At 39.4% G+C, this 19,115-nt stretch carries 18 protein-coding genes; 5 read left to right on the plus strand and 13 right to left on the minus strand.

Features of this window, described 5'->3' with window-relative positions; genetic code table 11:
* Positions 1-42: 42 nt before the first annotated feature.
* The 3 genes from L3V38_RS08805 to L3V38_RS08815 form a co-directional block, all read right to left on the minus strand.
* Entirely contained in the window at positions 43-1,545 is a 1,503-nt protein-coding gene (locus L3V38_RS08805; protein ID WP_237119138.1) for a trehalase family glycosidase, read from the minus strand.
* A gap of 9 nt (positions 1,546-1,554) precedes the next feature.
* Positions 1,555-2,805: an MFS transporter gene (locus L3V38_RS08810; protein WP_237119139.1), complete on the minus strand. Its 1,251-nt coding sequence runs from the start codon at positions 2,803-2,805 to the stop codon at positions 1,555-1,557.
* A gap of 101 nt (positions 2,806-2,906) precedes the next feature.
* A complete protein-coding gene (locus tag L3V38_RS08815) occupies positions 2,907-3,914 on the minus strand; it encodes a substrate-binding domain-containing protein (RefSeq protein ID WP_130151780.1) in 1,008 nt (335 codons plus the stop codon).
* Positions 3,915-4,176: 262 nt separating this feature from the next.
* Between L3V38_RS08815 and L3V38_RS08820 the strand changes: the two genes are divergently transcribed.
* Positions 4,177-6,435, plus strand: a complete 2,259-nt coding sequence (locus L3V38_RS08820; protein ID WP_237119140.1) for a TonB-dependent receptor — start codon at positions 4,177-4,179, stop codon at positions 6,433-6,435.
* Positions 6,436-6,513: 78 nt separating this feature from the next.
* On the opposite strand, the gene L3V38_RS08825 is transcribed toward L3V38_RS08820, so the two are convergent.
* The 3 genes from L3V38_RS08825 to L3V38_RS08835 form a co-directional block, all read right to left on the minus strand.
* A complete protein-coding gene (locus L3V38_RS08825) occupies positions 6,514-9,654 on the minus strand; it encodes a M1 family aminopeptidase (RefSeq protein WP_237119141.1) in 3,141 nt (1,046 codons plus the stop codon).
* Positions 9,641-10,516, minus strand: a complete 876-nt coding sequence (locus L3V38_RS08830; RefSeq protein WP_237119142.1) for an ABC transporter ATP-binding protein — start codon at positions 10,514-10,516, stop codon at positions 9,641-9,643. Before L3V38_RS08830 ends, L3V38_RS08825 begins: the two co-directional genes overlap by 14 nt.
* Positions 10,517-10,800: 284 nt before the next feature.
* Positions 10,801-10,995 (minus strand): hypothetical protein, encoded by a 195-nt coding sequence (locus L3V38_RS08835; protein ID WP_237119143.1) that lies wholly within the window; start codon positions 10,993-10,995, stop codon positions 10,801-10,803.
* A 248-nt stretch (positions 10,996-11,243) separates the two neighbouring features.
* Between L3V38_RS08835 and L3V38_RS08840 the strand changes: the two genes are divergently transcribed.
* Entirely contained in the window at positions 11,244-12,302 is a 1,059-nt protein-coding gene (locus L3V38_RS08840) for a histidine kinase (protein ID WP_237119144.1), read from the plus strand.
* Positions 12,299-12,973: a response regulator transcription factor gene (locus L3V38_RS08845; protein WP_237119145.1), complete on the plus strand. Its 675-nt coding sequence runs from the start codon at positions 12,299-12,301 to the stop codon at positions 12,971-12,973. The genes L3V38_RS08840 and L3V38_RS08845 overlap by 4 nt, the downstream gene beginning before the upstream one ends.
* Here L3V38_RS08845 and L3V38_RS08850 read toward each other — a convergent pair.
* Genes L3V38_RS08850 through L3V38_RS08860 form a run of 3 tightly spaced genes read right to left on the minus strand, consistent with a single transcriptional unit; the run spans position 12,970 to position 14,606 of the window.
* A complete protein-coding gene (locus L3V38_RS08850; RefSeq protein ID WP_130151786.1) occupies positions 12,970-13,569 on the minus strand; it encodes a GDSL-type esterase/lipase family protein in 600 nt (199 codons plus the stop codon). The two genes, L3V38_RS08845 and L3V38_RS08850, sit on opposite strands and share 4 nt — an antisense overlap.
* The gene (locus tag L3V38_RS08855) at positions 13,569-14,093 is read right to left on the minus strand and encodes a DsrE family protein (RefSeq protein ID WP_237119146.1); all 525 of its coding nucleotides are present in this window, start codon (positions 14,091-14,093) and stop codon (positions 13,569-13,571) included. Before L3V38_RS08855 ends, L3V38_RS08850 begins: the two co-directional genes overlap by 1 nt.
* A gap of 48 nt (positions 14,094-14,141) precedes the next feature.
* Positions 14,142-14,606: an NAD(P)H-dependent oxidoreductase gene (locus L3V38_RS08860; protein WP_237119147.1), complete on the minus strand. Its 465-nt coding sequence runs from the start codon at positions 14,604-14,606 to the stop codon at positions 14,142-14,144.
* A gap of 77 nt (positions 14,607-14,683) precedes the next feature.
* Here L3V38_RS08860 and soxR point away from each other — a divergent pair, with 77 nt between their 5' ends.
* Together soxR and L3V38_RS08870 are read left to right on the plus strand one after the other, a co-directional pair.
* The gene (soxR, locus tag L3V38_RS08865; RefSeq protein WP_237119148.1) at positions 14,684-15,145 is read left to right on the plus strand and encodes a redox-sensitive transcriptional activator SoxR; all 462 of its coding nucleotides are present in this window, start codon (positions 14,684-14,686) and stop codon (positions 15,143-15,145) included.
* Between the two features lie 73 nt (positions 15,146-15,218).
* A complete protein-coding gene (locus tag L3V38_RS08870; protein ID WP_237119149.1) occupies positions 15,219-15,824 on the plus strand; it encodes a hypothetical protein in 606 nt (201 codons plus the stop codon).
* 34 nt (positions 15,825-15,858) lie between these two features.
* Here the strand turns inward: L3V38_RS08870 and L3V38_RS08875 are convergent, their stop codons facing one another.
* The 4 genes from L3V38_RS08875 to L3V38_RS08890 form a co-directional block, all read right to left on the minus strand.
* The gene (locus tag L3V38_RS08875; protein WP_062567636.1) at positions 15,859-17,025 is read right to left on the minus strand and encodes a lipase family protein; all 1,167 of its coding nucleotides are present in this window, start codon (positions 17,023-17,025) and stop codon (positions 15,859-15,861) included.
* 27 nt (positions 17,026-17,052) lie between these two features.
* Entirely contained in the window at positions 17,053-17,571 is a 519-nt protein-coding gene (locus L3V38_RS08880; RefSeq protein ID WP_062567637.1) for a DUF6795 domain-containing protein, read from the minus strand.
* Between the two features lie 16 nt (positions 17,572-17,587).
* Positions 17,588-18,100 (minus strand): DUF6795 domain-containing protein, encoded by a 513-nt coding sequence (locus L3V38_RS08885; RefSeq protein ID WP_237119150.1) that lies wholly within the window; start codon positions 18,098-18,100, stop codon positions 17,588-17,590.
* 208 nt (positions 18,101-18,308) lie between these two features.
* Positions 18,309-19,100: a hypothetical protein gene (locus L3V38_RS08890; protein ID WP_237119151.1), complete on the minus strand. Its 792-nt coding sequence runs from the start codon at positions 19,098-19,100 to the stop codon at positions 18,309-18,311.
* Positions 19,101-19,115: the final 15 nt, after the last annotated feature.

Here is a 19,115-nt window from a genome sequence, read left to right on the forward strand (position 1 = left end):
CAACCAAATTATTTACTTATGTTAAAATATAATTTTAAATTGTTATTTTTTAAGCAGTTTATAGAATCGAGATGTTACTCCATTAGTCCAACCAAACCCTTGCTGAACAATGTACTCTCCTCCACAAGCACGGTCTTTAATGTTGCATACATTGTATTTCTCAAGCAGGCACTTATCCTCAGAAAAACGCACTTCAATCATGCTTAGCCAATTTTCCATAATGCTTTCAGCTTCGCTGACAAAGCCATATTCAGTTAAACCTTTTACAGCAAACCATTGCAGCGGCGCCCAGCCATTAGGACTATCCCATTGCTGTGGTGTACTACACAATGTTGTCACTAAACCACCGGATTTTAAAAACTCACTCATCAGTTTTTTCTTCACTTGTTGAGCTTGTTGTACAGATGCAGCACCTACAAACAAAGGAACAGCCATTGCCATTGAATCAACACTGCTTTGCTGATTGAGTCGAATGTTGTAATCACGATAAACACCCGCCTCAGAATTCCAACAATAGATATTAATTGCATCTAAGCGCAATGTAGCCTGCTCAGCAATCGACTGACTCTTTTGTTCTTCACCAAGTAAACGGTAAAAACGCGCAAGGGTTTGCTCTAGATTATACAATAAACTATTCAAATCAACAGGTATGATATTGGTCGTTTCAATACTTTTCAGATCGCTATGATCGCTTAGCCAACGACTACTAAAATCCCAGCCAGACTCGCATGCCGCACGGATATGTTGAAAATAGCTTTGTTGCTGCTCAGTTGTCAGCCCTTCAGCATCATGTAAATCTTCTTTTAATGACTCTGGGCGAGGTGTTGCCGCACTATCCCAATAGCGGTTTAAAATAGCCTTATTGGGCATTTTTACAACACGCCTAATGGCAGGTGTTTCACTGCTTAGGTCGTTATAGCCTTGCATCCAAAATTGATACTCAGCTTCAAGTGCTTTTACAGCGTTTGCCAGCCAAGTTAAATCTGCTTCATGTTTATATTTCGCATCCCATAACATCGCTATCATTAACGCCAAAACAGGTGGTTGCGAGCGAGAGCTATAATAAACACGGTTACCATTTGGGATACAGCCATTACGCTTTTGTAGGTCAATAAAGTTATTAACCATGGCTTCAATGGTTGCTAGGTCGCCAGTATCTTCTAAACCTAAGGCAGTAAAATAACTATCCCAATAATAAATTTCTTGAAAACGGCCTCCCGGCACAATGTAGTCAAACTGAAGTGGCATCAGTGAGCTTGCTAAGTCAGTATCAGCATTGCGATGCAAGTGCGGCCATAAATCAAGAATGTACTGCTTAACAGATGCGGTGTCTAATTTAGCTGTCGGAATGGACTGATCTGCAAACACAAAGTTCGACATAACAAATTTACGCAGCTCATCACCTTTTAAAGGGCCTACAAGTTGATACAACTCACAGGCACTTTGCCAAGATAAGTTTGGCACTGCATCAGCAAACATTTTTGAATCAGCAAACACTTCAGCTAGCTGTACGTCTTTAAATAATTGACTATTAACGAAGTTCATGATAATCCCTTATTCTGCGCTTGAAGCCGCTTGATATTGTGATTTTAGAGTGATTTTTTTAAAGACTGAAACGGTGATTAGTAGCAAGGTTATTGGCACTAATGTGAGATAAAACGCATGCTGCCCGCTAAATTTATCAAATACAAAGCCCGTAATAATTGAGCCTGTTGTTCCTCCTAATGCTGAGAAAACCACGATTAAACCTGTCATAGCAGCATGCTTGTGCTTAGCTAGTGAACTCAGCATCACAGAGTTGAGTAATGGGTAAATCGGCGCCATAAAAAAGCCAATCAGCGGCAGCATGTATGCTGCAAAAGGCACATCAAACACACTTTTTATTTGGCTGCCATCTACATCATGAGTCAAAGGCAACACTAATAATACAAGCACACCCATGGCAACCAAACAGCCCATTAGCATACTAAACCAACTAATAAACCTAAGTACTTGCCCTGCTACCAAACGACCAAGCGCTAACGCAGCGGCAAACAAACTGGCAAGTTGAATACTGACATCAACAGGTAATTTTAAAACTTGATTATTAAAGGTAGGTAACCAAGTGCCCACACCTTGCTCTATTAGTACATACATAAATGCACTAGCAACAAAAATAAGCACCAGAGGTTGATAAGTCAGCTTTAACATATCAATAAAATCATGCAGCTGAGATTGCTGGTTGGCTTTTAATTCTGGCGATTTTATTGGTGCCGCAATCACAGAAACAAACGCCACTGCAACAATTGCTGCAAGCAAGTAATAAACATTTAACCAGTGACTACTTTGCGGTTTATCAGCGTCTATAAATAGCGCAAAAATCCAATAGCCCGACAGCACGCCAAGCATAAACACCCCTTCAATGGTGTTTAATAACGCTGAATGTTTATTAGCATTATCAGTCACTTGACCAATAACAGAGTAAACAGAGATTTTCATAACAGCAAAGCTACAACCTATTGCAGCAAAGAGCGCTTTTAAGACCCAAAAATCAGCAATACTCGGAACAACCAAGCACATCACTGCAACCAATAATAAAGCGCCGAGCATGGCCACTTTATAGCCTATACGAGGGATAAATGACGCCACTAAAAATGACACAATGGCAATACTTAGATCCTTAAATCCTTCAAGAACAGACGCCTGAGTTTTGCTTATATCTAAGCTATTGATTGCTTGTAAAATAACAGTGCCCACACTATTAAGCATAATAGCAAAGACAAAATAGCTGCATGCCAGCGCGATGGTTATTCTTATAGGATTCATTCACTTCAACCTATGATTATTTTTATTCAGTCTAGTTTAGCGCAAAATAAAATGCAAACGTTTGCATTTAAAATTACACATCCTGCTAACATTCAATAGACTTAGCGCTGGCTCGACTGCCTATTTACGAGTTCTATTTCAACAACTTGAGATTCTACCGACTGCCCTGCTAACTGGGCTAACAACTTTTCAACAAGAATAACTGAAGCGCGTTGGGTATTTTGTTTAATACTCGACAAAGAAGGATGACTGATATCCGCCATGGCAATATCATCAAAGCCAACCAGTGCAACATCGGTTGGAATACTAATATAACGCTCTTTTAGCGCTTTCATCGCACCAAAAGCCACCATATCACTACACGCCATAATGCCATCAAAACACAGCCCTTTCTCTACCAATAACTGGTTAATTCCTTTGTAAGCAGCACTACTGGTAATATCAATAGAGACCACGTGAGGTGTAGCTTTTGCTTCAGAAATAGCATCTAAATAACCGCGGTGGCGCTCTCCTATTTCAGCATGCCCAGGATCGCCTAAAAACAAAATATCTTTAGCGCCATTCGCCAATAAGTGCTCAGTTGCAAGACGACCTCCTAAATAATTATCACTCCCGACAATAGGATAGTTACTTTTACTTTTAGGATCTCCCCACACAACTAAAGGGACACCTGCATTTGCAGCAGTTTCAATATTTGCTTGGCTTTTACCTTGACCAACCACAATGATGCCATCGGCTCGGCGACTATTAATAAAATAGTTAGCCCAATCATCACTGGCCATAAATGAGTTTGATAGCAAAAGCTCAAGGCCATGCTTGTTCAAAGCAAGGTTAATCTCACCTACAACTTTAAGTAAAAATGGGTCGTTAATTGACTGTTCTGTATCGCCATCAAGATTAATGATTACAGCGACAACATTTGTTTTTTGAGTACGTAAACGACTAGCAGCTGTGTTTAAACTAAAGTTGTGTTTTTTAGCTAATCGTTGAAGCATTTCTCGCGTTTCTTTTTTTATCAATGGGTTATCATTGAGTGCACGAGATACAGTCGATGTGGAAACACCGGCCAACTTGGCTAAATCAGCTAACTTTAGTTTTTTATCATTCATGATGCTAACACAGAGCCTTACTAAATATAGAAACAAGCAATATACCATTAATCAGCGCAATCCGCTGCGCCGTAGGAAATATTATTTTTCCCAATGTATACATGAACAAACGTAGATGATGTTCAAAAATCCGACAAAGAACTGCAAAAAACAATTGCAAACGTTTGCATAACATTCTAAGGTTTAAATAAGCATTGCATTAACATCTTTAAAACAGCTGTTATCGCTTTGCACTCAACAATACAAAGAATGGGAACACACAATGACAACTACATACACACGCAGTGCGCTAGCCTCTGCAATTTTGCTAGCTTTAAGTGGCCAAACTGTTATGGCCGAAGAGCAAACTGAACAGCCAGCTAAAGAAAAAGTTGAACGTATTATTGTATCTGGTACACCAGCAGGTATTGGCGTACGTAAAATTGATGCAGGCTATGCCGTAACCAATATCGATGCTGATCAAATTGTTAAATTATCGCCAAAAAGTACGGCTGATTTGTTCAAAGCCGTACCAGGTGTGTGGGTAGAAAGCTCGGGGGGTGAATCTGGTGCGAACGTGTTTGTACGTGGTTTTCCTGGTGGTGGCGATGCTCCATTTTTAACCTTAAGCCTTGAAGGTTCGCCAATCTACCCTGCGCCTACTTTGTCATTTTTAGAAAACTCGTCGTTATTCCGTTTAGATGAAACCATTGAAACAATGGAAGCACTGCGCGGTGGCCCAAACCCTGTTGTATCTAACGGCCAACCTGGTTTAACAACTAACTTCCGCCTTAAACGTGGTAGTGAAGATACCGAAGGCGTATTCAAATACACAACCTCAGATTACGACTTACAACGCATTGACGCTATGGTTAGTGGTGAGATTTCTGATGACTTATACTTCATGGTGGGTGGTTATGTTAAACGCTCTCCAGGTATTCGTGATGCAGGTTTCACATCAGAAAAAGGCAGCCAGTTCACAATTAATATCACTAAAGAGTTGGAAAACGGCACTATTAATTTATACACCCGTCAAACTGACGACCACGGTGCTTGGTACTTACCTACGCCACTAAATGTTGACGGTGTTGATGCAAGCTACACACAACTAGGAACTTTAAATCGCCAAGCGACAATTTACACAGGCGCAAATAATGACGAGCAACAAATCGACTTAGGTGAAGGCCGTGGTTGGAAGGGCCATGTTTCTGGCGGTAGCATTAAGCTTGAATTCGATAACGGTTGGAGTTTCACAGATCGCTTTAACATCACCAAGGGTGATGCAAACACGTATGGTTTAGTGCCTGCTGGTTCTGCAACAACGGTTGGCGCTGTTGCTGATAATGGTGAAACAGCAACAGGTGCGGTAACTGGCACAGAATATAATGCAGGCACAGCGGTTCAACAACTTGGCCGTTGGGTGGTTTTAAAAGAAATCAGCGCATTCACCAATGATTTAGCATTTGCTAAAAAGCTTGATAACTTATCACTGGCATTTGGTTATTACACAGCAAGCACATCAGCAAATGACTGGTGGAGCTTAGGTAACACAGCGTATCATGTACTTGAAGCGGGCGGCGAAATGCTAGACGGCATCGAATGTAATGCAAGTGTTGATGGTTGTGACTTCAACTACGATATCAACTCTACAGGTGATGCGCGCACCAATGCTTTTTACACAACGGCTCAGTATAAATTCAACGATGACTTTACACTTGATGCTGGTGTTCGTTTTGAAAACCACGAAGTAGAATACTCAGTTGATGAAGGTCTTGATGGCGTAATCGACAAGTCTGTTCAATATGACGAAAGCAAAACATCGTGGACAACGGGTATTAACTACTCAATTAACGATGACATGGGTGTATTTGCCCGCGTAAACCGTGGTTACAAAATGCCTTACTTTGACGACTTCCGCGATAACTTTGATGCATACGAAGGTGGCGAAAAGCTAATTAAAGAAGTAACACAAGCCGAGTTTGGTTATAAACTATTAACTGATAGCACCGATTTCTATGCAACACTTTTCACAAACGAAGTAAAAGGTGACACCTTTGTTCGTCGCCCAGGCGTACCAGCAGAAATCTTAACCAACGAAGCCTACGGTATTGAGCTTGATTATAACTACAACCACGAATCTGGTTTCTCAGTTAACTTAAACTCAACGCTTCAAGAAACTGAAATCACTGAAAGCCCAAGCAACGAAGGTAACGAAAGCCAACGTCAGCCAAAATGGCAAGTACGTGTAACACCAAGCTACGACTTTGAAGTAAGTGGCATGTATGCAACCTTATACGGCACAATCTCAGCGGTTGATGACCGCTTCGGCAACAACGAAAATACAGTTGTGTTAGAAGGCTACGAAAAAGTAGACTTAGGGTTAATTGTTGAGCCTATGGAAGGTATTAAAGTGCAGTTAGCGGTTGATAACTTAACTGACGAGCAAGGTATCACTGAAGGTGACCCTCGTAATGCGGATGCACCGAATGGTCGTTACATTATGCCTCGTACTACACGCTTAAGCATTAGCTACGAGTTTTAAGCGATTATCCCAAACCCCTTGATTGAAAGAATCAATACCCAAGCCACAGTGTTTTATAACCTGTGGCTTTTTACTAATCTAAGGCGCTAAAAACAGCTCTCTAATTAATGCGCTATCGCTACTTTTAGCATGCGCTTGCAAAGCACGTATGAAATCCATAGAAGTTGCGGGTCGATTTGGGTATGCATAGTTTTTCCAAACAGACTTGAGTGCTTTTATGATCACTTCATCACCTACTTTATTCCTTAACTTTGCAAACACAATCGTCGCTTTAGAATATTGCTCATAACTTTTTGTTGAATTTATAAATGCCTGTTTAGCTGAAGTATCTGCCCGTAAAGCTTGCTCATACCGCCTAGTTTCGTAATCAACGAGTGCATTCATCGCCGCTTTTCCGTAACGCTTTTCTATCATGACTAACTCTATGTACTTCGCCATCGATTCAACTAAAAAGGCACTGTCATCAGGAACGCTGTTACCTATATCATGACCAAACCACTGATGAGCCGTTTCATGAACTGCGCGCCGATAGCGCTGATCAAAACCAGCATCAAAGCTAGGAGATGCCCTAAAGCCAACTTTATTACCAATAAGTATAATCTCAGGCAAGGCATAACCCGTTCCACCAAACTTGGGCGCGGCAACTATGCTAAATGTTTTTGCTTTGTAAGCAACAATATTATCTTTAAACCAAGTCAGTGTATCTTTCATCGCCTGCATATTAACTGCCATTGAATCTGATGACTCAGTTAAGTTTTTTCGAGGTGCATATACCTGTAATTTTACCTCATCTAGTTGCTCTGTTATTGGCGGTTCTGGGATAGAAATCCATGCAGGTAGATTATTAAATGCCGTATCTGTTTTAAACTTAAAAACTTCGCGATTATCTTCGCGCTGATGGGCTATTTGTGTGCCTTGCGTCACAACATGATAGCCAATTGCGGTTGATATCGTGCTCGACATAGTTATGCGATCATATCTCTGTGGTCTATTTCCCTTAACAGCAAACAGCTCTGACGGTACAGGAATTACCTTATTTAGCAAACCATGTTCTTTGCGCAGATGGCGGTCTGTTAGTTCGTAATTTACTTGATACCCAACCGTTGGCAATACGGGAACCGCACGAATATAGCTAAACTCAGGAGTGAGAACTTGATGCCCCACTGCGGGCCAAAGCTTTGCTTGGTGAACTTCAAACTGCGTGGTGAGCTTTGTGATTTCACCTGGTTTTATAGCAGACTCAAACTCATACACTGCTTGATTTAATGATGGATAAAAAGCAACTTGGTTCGCACCTGAAATTTTTATGTCTGCCCATTTATAAAAGCCAGCTCTGCCAACTAGGATACGTTTTATAGCAATAGAATGAGGGTTGGTTAGAGTATATTTGAGTTCAAATTGTGCAAACTGTTTATCAGGATAAAAATCAATATTAGCATCAATATGACTAATGATTGGTTGTTCTTTATATTTCCAATGAGCAAATGTGCTTTCGTAGTTGGCTTTAAATGTTTCACGTTTATGTGAGTTAGTTAACGGCTTTTCTGCCACTAAATTAAAATGCAACTGCGTAAATAAATAAACAGATAAAAGGACAGGCAGCACTAACCATGTATCTTTCACTTTTATGGCCCGTCTTCCAAGCCCAGCACCACGATGATTATAAAGCTGGCTTATGACAACAAAACTCAGTACCGCGACAATCCACACTCTCATATATGGCCAATAACTGTTTACACTCGCTCGGTACCCCCAAAACTCGCTAGGAGCTTGTAACGGTGTCCAGGCTAGGCTCCAAAAAGTATGTGTGAGACCAAAGGAAGTCATTACCGGCGTAAACTTGAGTATTAAGATAACAATAACAACTAAGCCAGCCACTAAGGAAGAGCGGAAAATATTGAAAAGACATACACTCACCCAAGCAACTAAAGTAAGTGGCAACAACATTAGAGCGAGTATATAAATATGCTGACTAGCATGGTACTGACTGCCAGCAAACCACTCAGCAAAAGAAGCTCCCAAAAAGCTCATCACAGAAAAAACAATTGCTAAAGTCGCTACCGTGAATAATTGGCTGTGTAAAAGCGTTGCCGTTTTTACTGGTGATGCAGCAATCAATTCAGCCATATGAAACCGCTTTGCCGCACAACTAACCTGCCAACTCCAAAGCACAAGTAATAAACAGCCAATGAGCAAATGCATATCAAACGCATAATGGTTAATTGCATCTATACTCGTAGGGCTAACCACGCTCATTGCTTCTGCATATTCAAAAGAGGACGCAACGCTGTTAAATACAATGACTGACCATAATACTAAAGTCAGTTGTGTTATAGGAAGCTTGAGTACATTTAAAATTGAAACTTTATAAAGTGTTAAAAATATGAAGCAATTATGCCCTTTTGGTGCAATACCATTGTATTGCACTTTTAAATTTAAGACTGGCTCTGAGGCCTTTGTACCTTGTTTAATATTTTTCTTAGTGGTGCGAACTGCCACAATATAGATAACAATTGTAAGTGTTACTACCATCAACCGATTTATTACAAGCGCCCAATATTGAGGCTCTACGAAGCCCGCAATAATCGTGGAGTAAGCAAAAGGATCAAGCCAAATAGATGCCTGATATAAAGACTCACTTATAATACCACTACCTGCCAAAATGGGATTGCCGGTAATACTTGCGAAAAACAAATAACCAACCCATATGGCACCCAGAATAGTGTAAGTTACCAATGTACTTTGAAACCGCTTACAAACCCAATAAGCCAAAACCACCAAAAAGCTGCAATTTGGAATAAGTACCAAAAAACTATTTAAGAATAGAGAGTTAACAGCTTCCCAATCAAAGCCTTGCACTCTTAACTGCCAATACCAAACTATCAAAGATCCTATAAAAGAAATCATGATAAGACATAGTAGTAAACTCGCTACACGAAACAGCTCTCTGTATTTTGAAGTAATCGGGGTTACACCTATCAGCTCATCCATGTTGTGTAGTTGGTCCCGTAAAAAAATAGCAGGGGCAAGTATTCCCACTAATACGGCAAGCTGCATCATGTGTATTGATATTAGGTGTAAAGAAAATTGTTTAAGGTTATCCCCCTCTTCAATAGCCAAACCTGAAGATAACGTAAATGCAAAAAGTGGTGCAAACACACAACATAACCAAACAATAGGTTGAGTAAAAAGGTACTTTAATTCATTACGAAATCGCATTTTTAGCCCCTTGCGATTTCAACTCATAAAAGTATTTATCTTGTAGCGTCGCAGTTGCAGCGACTGCCTCAGGTTCTGGGCATTGAGGGGCGTAAACACGAAATATAGGCTTACCATAACGATAACTTTTGCTTAATACTAAGGAGCCTGCAGGTAGCTCTGATGGTAAGCGTTTCAAAGCCCAAACATTACCTGCCAGTTGATTCACTAGTTCATCAACATTGCCACTTTGAATGAGTTTGCCTTGATTGATCATTGCGACAAAGCGGCACTGATTTTCTATATCTTCAACAATATGGGTAGATAATAAGACTAAACGCTCTTTGCTAATTGAAACCAATAAGTTATTAAGGCTCTCACGCTCAGCAGGATCAAGCCCTGCGGTTGGCTCATCTAAAATAATGAGTTTAGGATTACCCAGTAAGGCTTGTGCGATTCCGAAACGCTGCTTCATACCACCAGAAAATTTACTCACTTTTTTGTTTGCAAACGCTGTTAAATTTACAAGTGACAGTAATTCATTAATTTGTCGCTTACGTTGCTCTGAATTAAGGCCTTTCAATATGGCAATATGCTCTAATAAAGCATGGCAACTCATTGCAGGATAAACACCAAACTGCTGTGGTAAATAACCTAGCTGCTTACGCAATTCATCTGGGTACTCTAAAACATTTAAACCATCAAAATTAATTTGGCCTGTGTCTACATCTTGTAAGCAGGCTAATGTTCGCATTAAGCTTGATTTTCCTGCTCCATTTGGCCCAAGCAATCCCACCATTCCTTTGGGCAAATGGATTGTTATGTTATTTAATGCGTGCGTGCCATCTGCATATTTCTTATTAATATTTGCGAGTGTGAGCATAGGTACATTCCTTAATTAACGAATCGTTACATTAAGTCACTGTAACCAAACCGGTTAGCCAATTATGATCAAACTATAAAAGCACAGGATAAAAGTAAGTATTTGGCGTTCATCAATAAAAAAAGTACTTTCATCATTACATTCGTGCATTAACAACGAAAATCATTAATCTTACTTGAGTATATAAGGGCATGAAACAGCATGATTTTAACTATGCTCATAGGTCATCATGTATTAAGCTGGTTTGTTAGGTTGTAAAAATAAAATGGAGTAGCGTTTGCGGGCTATTTTTTCTCTTCTATCAGGCAATTCAAATAACAAATATTTGATTGCGTTGCTGCCAGTATTTGCGGCCATTTTGCTTGAAGGTCATACACGCTACCTGTCGTTAAGGCTTGACTCCCCTGCTTTATATTTAAAAATAAATCTGCAACTGTTATTGGAATGCCTGCCCTTTTTAATTGCCCACCTTTTAACATTCAAGGGAACATATAAAAGCCCAACCTTGGTGTGGCTTACAGGCTTCACTCTGTATCCGCTCTGCGTATATACACTTGCTCTAGTTTCTTCAACTTACGCTCAATGGCAATACTTAAGCGTGCAATGTTGGATTTTGTGCTCGTTAGCCAGCTTACTTTGGCTGGTTTCACAGCGTAATAAGACCAATAAAAACAGCTTAATTGCTAGATGGTTTATCTCTTTTATATCATTAGATAACGTGGTGCTAATGATACTGATTTGTTGGGCTTTTTTGTTCGCAGGTATACTTAATAGCCATCAAGACCCTTTATTAAATCAACCATTCGAACTAATTTTTGATGTTGGCAAATTCTTTTCAGAGTTTGATCAGTTTTTATTTTACTTTCTTCAACTTGGCGTTTATGCCGTTATCATATACAGCTTATATTTAATAAATCGCTACGTGCTTATTCGCCATTTATTAGCAAACTACGGTGTCTTCACTTTTGTGGCCTCATGCCTCATTTTTATGGCTACACTAACCCCGTTACTTGTCGCACTGGTGCTAACATTACCTATTAATGATTTACCACAACATATTGCGAATCTAACACCAAGTGGTAACCAAAATATTTTTGCTAAATATAATTATCAGTTTATGTTTTTCTTTCTGATCATTACTACACCTATCATCCTTGCTTTTGAAAGACAGCAACAGCAAAGTAAATTAAATGAAATAGCAAAACAGCAAACCAAAACCGAATTAAAACTTCTTCAACAACAAGTTAACCCACATTTTTTATTTAACACCCTAAACAATTTATATGCACTCACGCTCACAAAATCAGAGCATGCGCCACAGTTGGTTATGCATTTAGCAGATTTATTAAGATACACTGTCTATGAAGGACAAAAGCCAGTGGTTTTATTAGAAAAAGAATTGGCATACCTAAAAAGCTTTATAGAGCTACAAAAAATTAGAAGCGCAAACAAATACTTATTTAACCTAACTTGGCCTGATAGAGTCGACGATCTTCATATAGCGCCTTTATTACTGATTATAATCGTCGAAAATGCCATTAAACACGGTGTAGAACCTGCATCGGACTCAACAAAAGTAACACTCACAATTACTATAAATGACACTGTGCTAACTCTCTTTTGTGAAAACTCTATAAATACCCAAACTGAAAAAAGCCACCCGGGCATGGGGCTTAGTAATCTGCAAAAAAGACTAGAACTGTTATACCCAAATAAACATACCTTAACAGCTAAAAAACACGCGACACACTGGCAGACAACCTTAACTTTGGAGTTATCAAAATGATAAGAGCAATCATCGTTGACGATGAACCCCTTGCCCATCAAGTGATTGAACATCACCTACAGACACATTCTGATATTAAGATTATAGCTCAATATGTTAGCGCAAAAGATGCCCTTTATGGGTTAGCTAAATCCACTATTGACTTAGTGTTTTTAGATATAAATATGCCAGAGCTAACAGGAATCGAATTATTAAGAACTCTGGCACACCCTCCCCAAATCATCATTGTAAGCGCGTACCAAGAATACGCTATAACAGGGTTTGAATTGAATGTGACAGATTACTTACTCAAACCCGTGTCTGCGCCAAGGCTTGAACAGGCTCTCAATAAGGTGCGTGAGCGTTTAGTTAAACCAAATATAACTGAGCCTAATAACATTACGCTTAAAGTTGATAGAGAAAAACGAAAGTTTAACTTAGATTCTATTGAATATATTGAGGCATATGGCAACTATGTGAAAGTGCATCAAGCTGAGCAAGCAACACTTGCGAGCACAACACTAAAACAGCTTAGTGAACAGCTATCCCATTCATTTACCCAAATTCATAAATCGTTTTTAGTAAACAAACAAAAGGTGATAGCTGTAAACAGTGAATTTGTTGAACTAAATACAGGTAAAACCCTGAAAATAGGTAAATCTTTTAAAGATCTTTCACAAACTCTACTTTAAAGGTATTCAAATAAATAGTCGGCAAGTAACTTATGCTCTTGGGCCTGCCAATGTACGCCCTCTGTTTGGCAAGGAGCAAGGAGAGCATAACCGTTTATAAAGTGACACTCATGGCGTTCTGTGACTAATTTATACTCAACTGTTAATTGCTTCGCTTTTTTGGCAGCGCCCGCATAGATAGACTGATAAGCCCCAACCTCATATACCGCAGATGGACTCAGCACCACTATTTTAGGCATTTCTCGATGCAGATAGTGATTTTCGATGTCGACTATTAACGTATCCAGTGCTTTGGCAATATCATCGGCTGCTAATCCAAAACGACGCTTTAAATCGTTCGTACCTAGCTGAATAATGATGACATCAATATGATACGCTCGAAGATATGGCTCTAAGTACTTAACACCTAATTTATCACCACTAAATGGTGGCTCATCAGCTATCGTACGATTTGGTAGCCCTGCTTCAATAACCAAATGCCCTGCACCGAGCTTGTCTGCAAGCAAACATGGCCAACGTGTATGTTCGTCAAAGCGCTTACCATCTAGCGGTGAAATCCCATAGGTATTAGAATCACCAAAACAAAGAATATTCATTAAAATGGATTCAGGGTATAGCCCTGCTGCTGTAGTTGTGCGTGCGCTGTCATGGCAGATAATGCCATTTGCACACCTGGTATCAGTTGCTCTTGCTTAACCTGCATATGTGTTGCCGACTGACCACATACATAAACAACGGTGTTGTGCGCGAGTAATTGTGAAATCAATTGTTGATTTTTATTATCGCTATTAAAACGTTGCTTATAAGCGCCCGTTTTGAGTACATCAACACTTGCACTGCCATGCACAACCAAAGCAAGTTCAATGTTTTCTGGTTTCACCCCATGGGCAATGTGCATATTAATAAAACGTGCTAGCGAGTTAATACTGTTATTTTGCTTACCTCTTTCTGCGGCATCGGCCACATCAAAGGCAATTTTAAACCTTGTTTGCTCATCAATAGCCGTATGATTTTGCACAGTATAATAAAAACCAAATCCTTTGATCGCGGGCTCTTTTTGCTCTGCATGGCTTAAATTTGCTACCAATGCGAGAGATAAACCCAACAATGTTAATTTCATAAGTAACCCTGTTGTTTTTTATCTCTAGCCTAACCTTTTTTTCTGACTTTAACTAGCCTCAATATGCTGATGTGCTTTAAAGGTCATGCCTAAATAGTTAAAGGTATTTTTAAACATATCAATAAACGCACTTGGCGCGTTAACCGAACCTGCATTTGATAGCAGTGAGAACTGCTTTTCACGAAGCGTTCTAAGCTTAGGTCTGAGAATCTCATCGTCCATATAATCAGTAATACGGTCTAAAAATGCTTTAAATTGTGGCGTTGTGTTATACCAATAAACCGGTGATGCTATCACCCAATGTTGATAGCTTAATAGAGCTTCAAAAACGGCATAAAAATCATCATTTTTATACTGTTTATCGTAGCGGTAAGCTGAAATAATATAATCATCAAGGCAGATGATATCTCCTCCATATTGCTTTTTATAATCATTAACTTGTAAGCTCGTATTTCCTTGTTTTCTTGCACTTGAATAGATGATTACTGTATTTTCAGTCGGTTTTTGTTGCATTATTATTGCTCCTTTTTTTATGATGTGCGCAGCGTAAAACCTCAAGCTAACTTTAGGTCAACACTTTGGAGCAAATTATGTCAGGATCAGAAAAAAAACTCGTTGATGCAAACCTATCGGTTGGCTTTGTGGCTAAGCGCAGTGGCGTTAAAGTCTCAACACTGCATTTTTATGAAACAAAAGGCTTAATCCGTAGTTGGCGTAATAATGGCAATCAGCGTCGTTATAAGCCTGATGTACTTCGCCGTATCGCCGTGATAAAAGCAGCACAGGCCATGGGCATTACCCTAGAAGATATAAAGCACACGCTGAGTACTCTACCTCAGCAACGCACACCAACAAAACAAGACTGGGCAGAGCTTTCAAAACGCTGGCAAACTCAATTAGATGAAAAAATTCACTATATGCAACGACTCAGAGACCGAGTGAACGGCTGTATTGGCTGTGGCTGTTTGTCTATGGCTAAGTGCCCTATTTATAATAAAGAAGATCATTTAGGTGAAGAACACTCGGGTGCTGTGCTTTTAGAAAGAGATTAGCTTTGTTATCTAGTGATTAAACTTTCTTTATCTATTACAATGTTTTAATAGTATAAATGAAAGGAATCTAATCATGGATAACAGTAATAAAACCCCACCAAAGATCAGCAACGCCCTCAAAACAGTGGATAACAAAGAGCTAAAAAGTACCGGCTTTTGGCTCAATCAAGTTTTTTTAGTGCTATCAACTGTTTTTGGTGTTTATCTCGCAGCGCAAAGTGGTTTAGAGCAAGCGCTAAAGTTTGATACTTTTAGCAAGATGGAAGATAACTATTACCTTCGTACTTCTTTGTACGATGAAGTGAAGGATAACGCAGATAATCTTAGTAAGTTTGCAGCCTTGTTGGCTAAAAGCCCACCTAAGTCTGAGCTTGAATATAATAAGCCAACAATCGAAAAGTACATTTGGCAAACAATGCAATATTCGCCGACAACATTAGAAACACCAAGCGAGTTTCTAACTCAAGTGCGTCGCTTTTACAGTAAGAGCCAATTTATTATAGATGCCGCAATAAACCGAAAAATGTCAGCCAAATATGCATCTGAAGAGCTGAAAAAAGCAGTAGCGATAATTGAAAATCAAACCTTACCGAACCTACAGAGCAGTGCAGCATTACTTAAAACTGAGCTAAGTAAAAACGGGATCGATATCGGCACGTTAAAAGGGAATAACAACTAATAAAAAGGGCATGCAGTGCATGCCCTTAAATATTTTAGTCTAGGCCATTTAAACCATCTCTTGCAGCTTGATATAAGGCACCAAGCGTCGAGTCGAATGCCCATTTAATCACACTGTATGTTAGCTCTACCGCCTTACCAATCACTTTCCCTGCAAAAACCAGCATATGACCAATTAAGCCCAAAGTCTGAGATGCAAATGAAGCAGACGCTTTAGCAATCTTATCTAATGTGCGAGCCAACATATCGTAAAAGGTTAAACCTGTACCAATTGCCGCTTGTGCCGCCACAGCACTGTAATAACCCGCATCTTTTAATAAAGTGACTAACGCAGCTCCTAATTTATCGGCCCAATGGGCATTAAATGATGCTTGGTTTCTATCTTCAAAGTTGAGTCTTACAGGCGTGTTAAGGTAATGGTTTGCTTTAACGGTTAAGTTATTCCAATCACTACTATTGGCCGTATTTACGTAACCTGGGTTTCCGCTAAGCTTATGTGCCGCACCTTTAAGGCCTTGGCCGCTGTCTAGGCGTATTTCTTGACCATTATAAGGCGCATGAGAAAATGGCCATAACGGTACTTTAGTTACCGGATCAGCACCATGCGTACATCGGTAAATGTGATCTATTCTTGAAGTAGCCGATCTTGAGAAGTCTTCTAAACCTACCCTTGGCGAACCAAATGTATAAAGTTTTACTGGTAACGAATATTCTGCTTTAATCCAATCGGCAGCCAGCGTTGCTAAAGCGCCCCCTAAGCTGTGGCCAACTAAATGAACACCCGCTGTAATTTTATCTCTTACATTCGCTGCCATAAACTCTTGAAGAGCTGGCTTCATTGTATAAAACGTTTTATTAAAACCAGCATGAACCATGCTGCCGTTAGCGCCACCACTTAAACCGAAATGTGCATCAGTTAGGCCGTCTCTCAGTGAAGCAGTCCCGCGAATGGTAATAACTGAATGCCCTTGGAATGCATTTTTACCATGTGCAACCAGACCAAAGCCTGTGCTTAAGCCAAATAGGTGAGAGAAAAAGCCGCCTGAAACGCCCTGTATAGACTTACTATTGATAGAGAAATCAAACTGGTCTCGCAAAGACGCATGCAACAGCCCATTTAAAAGTTTTGTATTTTTTAATTCTTTAGCATCATAGGCAAGTGACGCTAATTGAACTGCTTGAGTAGGTGTTAACGTATTCATTTTAAATCCCTTTATTGGTTTTAAACGTTAGAGCTTACAAGTGGTAAAAACAGCAAATGTATGCTGCTTATCTTCTTTAGCCGCTATATCATATGTTTGTGGTTCATGTGCGATATCGCACACCAAATCATTCAAGTATTCGGTGAGTGTATCTTTGTGCTCATAAGGAAATACTCTAACAGCCCAAATAGTTACTTCCTCTGCATTTTCATCTAATGTGTAAATATGTTGAATAACAGATTCATTGTCGAACATGTTTGATGGCTTTGATGTTTTGATCACTTTTTCAGGAAAAGAAAAACGGCCATCAGTACCCGTTGTTACTTCATCAATATAATCATCGCCATAATTTAGTTTACGAAATACCTTTTTACCAGCAACAGGCTGCTCTTCGTATAGCAAACGACCTTCAACCGGCGCTGATAGTTCAAACTCTTCCTTACTAAAAAAACCAAACATATTTGCAAAAACCTGTGTTGTAGTAAATAAAATTAGCAAAGCCACTGCTGCAATAAGCATTGGCAATTTAAATCGCTCTATTAACAATATAATCTCCTTAAAATCACAACTCACAAGCGCCATAGATTGTAAAATAATGATCTAATGCTTCTTTAATAGGCACATCATAGGTGTGTGGTTTTTTAGCAACATCACACCGTAACCCGTTAAGAAGCTCCCTTAGCGTTTCACTATTTTCATAAATTGAAATACCCGCATACCACAGCACAATGCCTTCGGGTGTGCCATTGTCAAGGTACACATGCTGAATTAGTGCATCATTATCAAACATATTTGATTTCTTTGAGGTGCGAATTCGTTTTTCATCAAAGACAAAAAAGCCCTCTTCATTTGTTATTGCTTCATCTATGTACTCGTCGCCATAGGTGAGTGAGCGAATAACTTTTGTATTTACAACGGGCACCCCATTATCTAATAAAATCCCCTTAATAGGAGCCGATAACAAAAAATCGTCTTTATTAAACAAACCAAAAATATTCGCAAAAGCGTGTGAGCCAGTGAATAACGCCATAATCGTCACGATTACTGCCAACAATGAACACTTTAACCGCGACAACAGCAAAACTCCTTTTTAGCATTCAGATAAAAAATAGGCTCTGTAATTAAGCTACTTTAAACGTGAAATAAGAATCTATAATGACTTAAATACGATTTAAGCGCTAAACACACTAGTACAGCTAAAAAATATAATTATTTATTCTAATAAGGTACAAGTCGGATAACAAGCAAATTGCGCAAAAAAGATACTGCAAATTCACTTAAACTTAATTAAAAAACAGCTCATAAATAACTTTGCATATCACACTAAAGCCTATTCCCATCATGAGTATATACCCAAAAAAAAGCCCAATCGCCCCTGCTGATGGATCCTTTTTTATATCAATTTTTAAACACAAGGAGCAAAAAACAATAAAGATAATAAAGTTAGCAATAATCCCAACAATATAGGCTTCTCCAGCTAACGGGGCAATCCCCGCCAGCGCTGCTCCCAGCGTAATAAGCAGGCCGGAAGGTGCTTTTTTAAATGAACTATGATGTTCAATAACCTTTATCACAAGCGTTATGATCATGAGGACTAAAAAGTACAATGTAGGCCACAATGCGTTATATAAATAATCTACACTAAATAGCTGACTCACTGAAAAAACGCTTTCATCGTTTGCGGGGGGTATAGCAGTCTGTGCGGCCTCTGCGGGGTCATCCATAAAAAAGTACGCAATTGCCATAGCAATTAATTTTATAATCCCAAAAAAGATAAAGCCTGCAATCGTAAAGCTGATAGCATCATCCTTTGTGACGGTTTTTTTGGCTTTGCTTGCCAAAATTACAGCGAGTAATAACCCTAATACCCAGACCCCACCTAGGTAGAGTAACGCCTCAAAAAACTGGCTAAAATAGAAAACAGATACCCCAGGGGTGACAAACAAAAATAGAGCATCATCATTTTTGACCGGTGTATCTGTCATAGGGTGAAATTCTGGCTGTTTAAACAGAGCCAAATAAACAAACAACGGCTGTAAAATCACCATTAACATACATGTATTAATTAATGTCACACATCATCCTTGAAA

The sequence above is a fragment of the Pseudoalteromonas sp. L1 genome (assembly GCF_021728095.1).
Classification (GTDB): Bacteria; Pseudomonadota; Gammaproteobacteria; order Enterobacterales; family Alteromonadaceae; genus Pseudoalteromonas.

Coding starts and splice junctions, on each gene's coding strand:
- L3V38_RS08845 (WP_237119145.1), top strand. CDS start 12,299: ATGATAAGAGCAATCATCGTTGACGATGAACCCCTTGCCCATCAAGTG.
- L3V38_RS08850 (WP_130151786.1), bottom strand. CDS start 13,569: ATGAATATTCTTTGTTTTGGTGATTCTAATACCTATGGGATTTCACCG.
- L3V38_RS08805 (WP_237119138.1), bottom strand. CDS start 1,545: ATGAACTTCGTTAATAGTCAATTATTTAAAGACGTACAGCTAGCTGAA.
- L3V38_RS08815 (WP_130151780.1), bottom strand. CDS start 3,914: ATGAATGATAAAAAACTAAAGTTAGCTGATTTAGCCAAGTTGGCCGGT.
- L3V38_RS08860 (WP_237119147.1), bottom strand. CDS start 14,606: ATGCAACAAAAACCGACTGAAAATACAGTAATCATCTATTCAAGTGCA.
- L3V38_RS08875 (WP_062567636.1), bottom strand. CDS start 17,025: ATGAATACGTTAACACCTACTCAAGCAGTTCAATTAGCGTCACTTGCC.
- L3V38_RS08830 (WP_237119142.1), bottom strand. CDS start 10,516: ATGCTCACACTCGCAAATATTAATAAGAAATATGCAGATGGCACGCAC.
- L3V38_RS08835 (WP_237119143.1), bottom strand. CDS start 10,995: ATGTTAAAAGGTGGGCAATTAAAAAGGGCAGGCATTCCAATAACAGTT.
- soxR (WP_237119148.1), top strand. CDS start 14,684: ATGTCAGGATCAGAAAAAAAACTCGTTGATGCAAACCTATCGGTTGGC.
- L3V38_RS08855 (WP_237119146.1), bottom strand. CDS start 14,093: ATGAAATTAACATTGTTGGGTTTATCTCTCGCATTGGTAGCAAATTTA.
- L3V38_RS08810 (WP_237119139.1), bottom strand. CDS start 2,805: ATGAATCCTATAAGAATAACCATCGCGCTGGCATGCAGCTATTTTGTC.
- L3V38_RS08870 (WP_237119149.1), top strand. CDS start 15,219: ATGGATAACAGTAATAAAACCCCACCAAAGATCAGCAACGCCCTCAAA.
- L3V38_RS08825 (WP_237119141.1), bottom strand. CDS start 9,654: ATGCGATTTCGTAATGAATTAAAGTACCTTTTTACTCAACCTATTGTT.
- L3V38_RS08820 (WP_237119140.1), top strand. CDS start 4,177: ATGACAACTACATACACACGCAGTGCGCTAGCCTCTGCAATTTTGCTA.
- L3V38_RS08840 (WP_237119144.1), top strand. CDS start 11,244: ATGATACTGATTTGTTGGGCTTTTTTGTTCGCAGGTATACTTAATAGC.